We start from the raw sequence: 6275 nt of genomic DNA, 5'->3' as shown, positions 1-6275 counted from the left end.
ATGATGGTGTGGGTGGTGACGGGGCGTTCTTCCTGCTGTTGGACGAGCCGGAGGTGTACGGGCTGCCACCGGACCCGATCGTGACCACCCGCGACCTACCGGCGATGTGGAAACGCGCCGGTCTGGCCGCCCTGGCCATGGCGGCGGCGACCGTCGCCGCGTTTGTCGGAGGCTCGTCGTGAGCACGTACCGCCCGCCGGTGGGCGAACTCTTCGGCCGCTTCCGGGCACGGCTGGCCGCCGAGCGCACCGCCGCAGCCGCCGCCGCAGCCGCCGCCGCAGCCGCCGCCGCAGCCGCCGCCGCAGCCGCAGCCGCCGCGTCCAACGTCGCCGCACCCAACGTCGCCGCACCCAACGTCGCCGCACCCAACACCGCCGCACCCAACGTCGCCGCACCCAACACCGCCGCGCCCAACACCGACGCGCCTGCCAGTGGCGACCGGCGCAACGGTCGCCGACGCGGTCGTCGCGGTGGCGGCGAGGAGTTGCGGGTGCCGGAGGCCGAGTTCACGTCGTACTACGGCCGGCCCGTCCTCAAGGGGCCGGTGTGGAAGTGGGACATCGCCGCGTACCTGTTCACCGGCGGGTTGGCCGCCGGCTCGTCCCTGCTGGCCGCCGGCGGCCAGCTCACCGGTCGGCCGGCGCTGCGCCGGGCGGGGCGGGTGACCTCGCTGGCCGCCGTCACCGCCAGCGCCGTCTTCCTGGTCAAGGACCTGGGCCGGCCGGCGCGCTTTCACCACATGCTCCGGGTGGCCAAGCTGACCTCGCCGATGTCGGTGGGCACCTGGATCCTCACCGCGTTCGGGCCGGCCGCCGGGGTCGCCGCGATCGCCGAGAGCGCGGGCTGGCTGCCCCGGCACGGTCCGCTCGGGATGGTCGGCCGAGTTCTGCCGCCGGTCGGGAACGTGGCCGGGCTGGTCGCCGCCGGCACCGCGCCGGCGCTGGCCACGTACACCGGGGTGCTGCTCGCCGACACGGCGGTGCCGTCGTGGCATGAGGCGTACCCGGAGCTGCCGGTCATCTTCGCGGGCAGTGCGCTGGCCAGCGGCGCCGGCGTGGGTCTGCTGGCCGCGCCGCCGGCCGAGGCCGGGCCGGCCCGCCGGATGGCGGTGGCCGGCGCGGCCCTGGAACTGTGGGGCGCGCACCGGGTGGAGACCCGTCTCGGTCTGCTCAGCGAGCCCTACCGGCTGGGTCGGCCCGGTCGGCTGCTGCGCGCCGGCCGCCTGCTGACCGCGGCGGGCGTGACCGGTGCGCTGCTCGGCCGCCGCAGCCGGGTGGTCGGTGCACTCTCCGGCGTCGCGCTGCTGGCCGCCTCGGTGGCCACCCGGTTCGGCATCTTCCACGGCGGAGTCGCCTCCGCCCGTGATCCCCGGTATACGGTGGTGCCGCAACGCGAGCGGGTGAATGCCCGGCGGACAGGGGTGAATCCGTCTCCTGACCGAGCGGCCCCGCCTGCGTTGTGATCAAATGTCCGATGGAGGCGTTCAGGCGGCTGGTGCCCCTCCCGGTCTTCAAAACCGGTGTGGTCCGGGACCCGGGCCAGGCGGGTTCGATTCCCGTCCGTCTCCGCCAAAACGCGGCAGGAGTGGACGCGATGGGTGAGGGCACGGTGGACCCGCGACGCCGGGTGCCCCGCACCGACGCGTTACTCGCCGATCCGCTGTTGGCCGCCGCCACGGTGACCCTCGGCCGGGAGCGGGTCAAGACGGTTGTCACCCGGGCGCAGGAGCGGGCCCGACGTGGTGAGATCGACCCCGAGGACGTGCGCGACGTGGCGGTCGCCGCGTTGCCCGCGCCGGGGCCCCGCGCGGTGCTCAACGCCACCGGCGTCGTCCTGCACACCAATCTGGGGCGGGCGCCGCTGTCCGCCGCTGCGGTCGCCGCGGTGACGGCCGCCGCCGGACACACCGACGTCGAGCTGGACCTGAACACCGGCCGGCGGGCCCGACGCGGCCGGGACGCCCTCGACGCGCTGGCCGGCGCGGTGCCCGACGCACAGGCGGTGCACGTGGTCAACAACGGTGCCGCCGCGCTGGTGCTGGCCGCCACCGCGTTGGCCGCCGGCCGGGAGATCGTGGTCAGCCGCGGCGAACTGGTCGAGATCGGCGACGGATTCCGGCTGCCCGACCTGCTGGAGAGCACCGGTGCGCGACTGCGGGAGGTGGGCACCACCAACCGCACCACGGTGGCCGACTATGCCGCGGCGATCGGCCCGCAGACCGGCTTCGTGCTCAAGGTGCACCCGTCGAACTTCCAGATCACCGGCTTCACCGCCGCCACCGGCGTACGGGAACTGGCCACCCTCGGTGTGCCGGTCGTCGCGGACATCGGCTCCGGGCTGCTCACCGCGGATCCGCTGCTGCCCGACGAGCCGGACGCGGCCAGCACCCTGCGCGCCGGGGCCACCCTGGTCACGGCCAGCGGCGACAAGCTGCTCGGGGGCCCGCAGGCCGGGCTGCTGCTCGGCGACGCGGAGCTGGTCGACCGGCTCCGCCGTCATCCGCTGGCCCGGGCGCTGCGCGTGGACAAGCTCACCCTCGCCGCGTTGGCCGCCACCCTGCACCACCGGGACACGCCGACCCGGACCGCGTTGCACGCCCACCCGGGCGCGCTGCGGCAGCGGGTGGAGCGTCTGCGCGACCGGCTCGGCGCGGACGGCCGCAAGGCGGAGGTGGTGCCGGCGGTCGCCGTGGTCGGTGGCGGCGGCGCCCCCGGCGTGGAGCTGGACTCGTGGGCGTTGAGCCTGCCCGAACGGTACGCCGCGCCGCTGCGTACCGGCGACCAGCCGGTGCTGGGTCGGGTGGTGCGCGGCCGGCTCCTGCTCGACCTGCGCTGCGTACCCGCCGACGCCGACGAGGCGGTGCGGGCGGCCGTGCTGCGCGTACCCGAGGACGACTGAGCATGTTCGTCGTCGCCACCGCCGGCCACGTCGACCACGGCAAGTCCACCCTGGTCCGGGCACTGACCGGAATGGAGCCCGACCGGTGGGCCGAGGAACGCCGCCGGGGGATGACCATCGACCTGGGCTTCGCCTGGACGACGCTGCCGTCGGGCGGCACGGTCGCGTTCGTCGACGTACCCGGGCACGAACGGTTCGTGCCGAACATGCTCGCCGGGGTCGGCCCGGTGCCGGCGGCGTTGATCGTGGTCGCCGCCGACGAGGGGTGGATGCCGCAGTCCGCCGAGCACCTGGCGGCGCTGGACGCGCTGGGTGTCGCGTACGGCCTGGTGGCGGTGACCCGCGCGGACCTGGCCGATCCGGGGCCGGCGACGGCTCGGGCCCGGGCCGAGATCGCGGCGACCAGTCTCGGCGCGGTGGAGACGGTGGCGGTCAGCGGCGTGACCGGTGCCGGCCTGCCGGAGCTGCGGGCCGCCCTGGACCGGCTCGCCGCCCGCCTGCCGGCCCCCGCGGTGGACGACCCGGTCCGCCTCTGGGTGGACCGCAGTTTCACCGTGCGGGGCAGCGGCACCGTCGTCACCGGCACCCTCGGCGGCGGCCGGTTGCGCGTCGGCGACGAGTTGGAGCTGGCCGGCACCGACGAGTTGGTCCGGGTCCGTGGCCTGCACTCGCTCGGTGCGGCCCGGCCGGAGGCGGCGGCGGTGGCCCGGGTGGCGGTCAATCTGCGCGGCACGCCCCGCGACCGGCTCGGCCGCGGCGACGCGCTGCTCACCCCGGGCCGGTTCCACCGCACCGACGTGATCGACGTCCGGCTCGCCGGCGATCCGGCGGCCGACCTGCCGGCCACTCTCACCCTGCACGTCGGATCGGCGGCGGTGCCGGTGCGGGTCCGCCCGCTCGGGCCGGACACCGTCCGGCTCCGGCTGGCCCGTGCGCTGCCTCTGCTGGTGGGCGACCGGGCGCTACTGCGCGACCCGGGCCGGCACCACGTGTCCGGCGGGGTACGGGTGCTGGACGTCGCGCCGCCGCCGCTGGCCCGCCGGGGCGCGGCAGCCGCCCGCGCGCGGATCCTCGCCGACCTGGACGGTCGGGCCGACCTCGCCGGGGAGCTGCGCCGCCGTCGGCTGGTCCGGGTCGGCACCCTGATCCGGATGGGCGTCCCCGTGCACGCCGAACCGGTGGCCGGTGACTGGCTGGCCGATCCCGAGCACTGGCGGCAACTCGGCGAACGGGTGACCGAGGAGGTCAGCCGCCACGCGCGGGAGCACCCGCTGGAGCCGGGCATGCCGGTCGACGCGCTGCGGCAGCGCCTCGACCTGCCCGACCGGGTGCTCGTCGAGGCGCTGGTCCGGCCGCCGCTGCGCATCCTCGCCGGCCGGGTGGGCGCGGCGGGCGTCGACGCGCTGCCCGAGCCGGTCGCGCGGGCCGTGCAGCGGGTCCGCGCCGAGTACGGTGACCGACCGTTCCGCGCCCCGGAGGCGGACCGCCTCGTCGACCTGGGTCTGGGGCCCCGCGAGATCGGCGCGGCGGTACGCGCTGGCGCGCTGCTGCGGCTGGCCGACAACGTGGTGCTGCTGCCCGACGCGCTCGACGGCGCGGTCCGGGTGCTGGCCGGGCTGCCCCAACCGTTCACCCTGTCCGCCGCCCGGCAGGCACTGGACACCACCCGTCGGGTCGCGGTGCCGCTGCTGGAGCTGCTGGACCGCCGGGGCGCGACCCGCCGACTACCCGACGACGCCCGGATCGTCGTCACCTGACCGGCCAAGCGGCCACCGGGCCATCGGCGGTCACCTACGGTGACGCCATGGACCCTTCGGCGGTCTGGCGGGACCGGCAGCACCGGTGGCGGATCGAGGCGTACCGCGCACCGGACCTCCGCTTCGCCATCTTCGCCACCAGCGGCCCCACCGAGTCCGCCCCGCTCTGGCTGTTCGGCATGTCGGCGCTGGCCCGCTGGTTGATGACCCACGCCATCTCGCTGGACGACCTGGAGGTCGACTGAGCACCGGAAACCGGACCGGAGCCGGCCGGACTGCGGTTGAGTGGCCTCAGGCGGGGCGGACGGGGGTGCGCGATGGGCGGTCAGATCGGGCAGCTGGCGCTGGTGGCCGTGCTGGTGCTGGTCAACGCCGCGCTCTCGGGCAGCGAAATGGCTCTGGTGACGCTGCGCGAGGGACAGCTGCGGCGGCTGGGCCGGCGCGGTCGGTCCGGCGAACGCCTGATCCGACTCTCCCGCGACCCGAACCGCTATCTGGCCACCATCCAGCTCGGCATCACCCTGGCCGGGTTCCTCGCCTCGGCGGCGGCCGCGGTGTCGCTGGCCGGGCCGCTCGTCGGCCCGCTCGGTTTCCTCGGCGGGGCGGCCCGCCCCACCGCGGTGCTCGTGGTGACGGTGGCGCTGACCCTGGTCACGTTGGTGTTCGGCGAGCTGGCCCCGAAGCGGCTGGCCATGCAACGGGCCGAGCGCTGGGCGCTGCTCAGCGCCGGACCACTGGACCTGCTCGCCCGCCTGTCCCGACCGGCGGTCTGGCTGCTGAGTCGGGCCACCAACATGGTGGTCCGGTTGGCCGGCGGCGACCCGCGGGCCAACCGGGAGGAGATGACCGAGGACGAGCTGCGGGAGATGCTGGTCAGCCAGCGCGGACTGTCGGCGCAGCAGCGGGAGATCCTCACCGGCGCGTTCGACATCGCTGGCCGGACGCTGCGGGAGATCCTGGTGGCCCGGCGGGAGGTGACCACGCTGCCGGCCAGCCTGGCCGCCGACGAGGGGGTCCGTCGGCTCGCCGCCGCCGGCCGCTCCCGCGCACCGGTCACCGGCCCCGGCGGCCTGGACGAGGTGATCGGCGTGGTGCACATCCGCGACCTGGTGCGGGCCGACATCGGTGCGGTGGGTGAGCAGGCCCGACCGCCGCTGCTGCTGCCGGTCACCCTGCCGGTCGCCGACGCGCTGCGCCAACTCCGCCAGGAACACCAGCAGCTCGCCCTGGTGGTCGACGAGCGCGGCGGCATCGACGGCATGGTCACCCTGGAGGACCTGCTGGCCGAGGTCGTCGGCGAGCTGTACGACGAGACCGACCGGGACGTCCGCGCGGCGGTCCGGGAGCCGGACGGGTCGCTGCTGGTGCCCGGCGACTTTCCGCTACACGATCTGCCCGATCTCGGCGTACGGCTGAGCTTCCCATTGTCGCGGGACTACACGACGGTGGCCGGTCTGGTGCTGGCCCGGCTCGGGCACCTGCCGCGCGAGGCGGGTGAGACGGTGCGTCTGCCGGGGCTGACGATGGAGGTGGTGGAGGTGGCCGACCGGGCGGTACGGCGGGTGCGGTTGCACGGGTTCGTCACCGACCGCTGAGCGGCGCGTGGGTCGCCCGGACGGG

General features: G+C 76.0%; 5 protein-coding genes, 1 tRNA gene and 1 pseudogene. All 7 read left to right on the top strand.

Features of this window, described 5'->3' with window-relative positions:
• A pseudogene (locus tag ACFQGL_RS23475) lies at positions 1-182 on the top strand (4Fe-4S dicluster domain-containing protein); the annotation flags it as partial.
• A gap of 302 nt (positions 183-484) precedes the next feature.
• On the top strand, positions 485-1462 hold the full coding sequence (nrfD, locus tag ACFQGL_RS23470) for an NrfD/PsrC family molybdoenzyme membrane anchor subunit (RefSeq protein ID WP_377514515.1): 978 nt from the start codon (positions 485-487) through the stop codon (positions 1460-1462).
• 13 nt (positions 1463-1475) lie between these two features.
• Positions 1476-1571: transfer RNA gene (locus ACFQGL_RS23465), tRNA-Sec, on the top strand.
• Positions 1572-1593: 22 nt separating this feature from the next.
• Complete coding sequence (gene selA, locus ACFQGL_RS23460) at positions 1594-2898, top strand: L-seryl-tRNA(Sec) selenium transferase (RefSeq protein ID WP_377514512.1); 1305 nt, start codon at positions 1594-1596, stop codon at positions 2896-2898.
• Between the two features lie 2 nt (positions 2899-2900).
• Positions 2901-4655, top strand: a complete 1755-nt coding sequence (selB, locus tag ACFQGL_RS23455) for a selenocysteine-specific translation elongation factor (protein ID WP_377514511.1) — start codon at positions 2901-2903, stop codon at positions 4653-4655.
• 47 nt (positions 4656-4702) lie between these two features.
• Positions 4703-4900 carry a hypothetical protein gene (locus tag ACFQGL_RS23450; RefSeq protein ID WP_377514510.1) on the top strand — a complete coding sequence of 66 codons (198 nt, stop codon included), beginning with the start codon at positions 4703-4705 and terminating at the stop codon, positions 4898-4900.
• 72 nt (positions 4901-4972) lie between these two features.
• Positions 4973-6250 carry a hemolysin family protein gene (locus ACFQGL_RS23445; protein ID WP_377514508.1) on the top strand — a complete coding sequence of 426 codons (1278 nt, stop codon included), beginning with the start codon at positions 4973-4975 and terminating at the stop codon, positions 6248-6250.
• Positions 6251-6275 lie beyond the last annotated feature (25 nt).

It is taken from the genome of Micromonospora vulcania (assembly GCF_042658605.1).
Taxonomy (GTDB): Bacteria; Actinomycetota; Actinomycetes; order Mycobacteriales; family Micromonosporaceae; genus Micromonospora; species Micromonospora vulcania.
This window is presented reverse-complemented; position numbering and strand designations above follow the sequence as displayed.

What these genes read in the sequence shown, in the direction of transcription:
- selA (WP_377514512.1), top strand. Translation starts at nt 1,594, where the DNA reads ATGGGTGAGGGCACGGTGGACCCGCGACGCCGGGTGCCCCGCACCGAC.
- selB (WP_377514511.1), top strand. Translation starts at nt 2,901, where the DNA reads ATGTTCGTCGTCGCCACCGCCGGCCACGTCGACCACGGCAAGTCCACC.
- ACFQGL_RS23450 (WP_377514510.1), top strand. Translation starts at nt 4,703, where the DNA reads ATGGACCCTTCGGCGGTCTGGCGGGACCGGCAGCACCGGTGGCGGATC.
- ACFQGL_RS23445 (WP_377514508.1), top strand. Translation starts at nt 4,973, where the DNA reads ATGGGCGGTCAGATCGGGCAGCTGGCGCTGGTGGCCGTGCTGGTGCTG.